We start from the raw sequence: 328 nt of genomic DNA, 5'->3' as shown, positions 1-328 counted from the left end.
GTTCAATCTTTAACAATAATGCTTGTGCCAAGCTTACCATTTTTGATAATCTCAACAATGCGGGTACATTTACCAACGCAGGGCTGTTTACGGTCAATACTGCGCAAACGCACACCAATTCGGCATTGACCAATGATGGCGTCATTGAGTATCCACAAGGCAATTCAATTCCGAACGTCACCAGCAATGATATGATTGTAGCTCCAATAGCGATTTGTGGGACAATAGGCACTTCTGCCCTTCAAATTGGTGGTGCCAATAACTTTACGGCGGGTAGTACGTGGTACAGCGACGCCCTGCTCACTACCCAAGCGGGCACGTATGACCA

At 46.6% G+C, this 328-nt stretch carries 1 protein-coding gene; it reads left to right on the top strand.

Annotated features, from left to right (window positions below):
- The coding region (locus tag AC23N5_RS31520; protein WP_487758576.1) for a hypothetical protein at positions 1-328 on the top strand (328 nt) is incomplete at both ends.

The sequence above is a fragment of the Runella sp. R5_40 genome, assembly GCF_057652295.1.
This window is presented reverse-complemented; position numbering and strand designations above follow the sequence as displayed.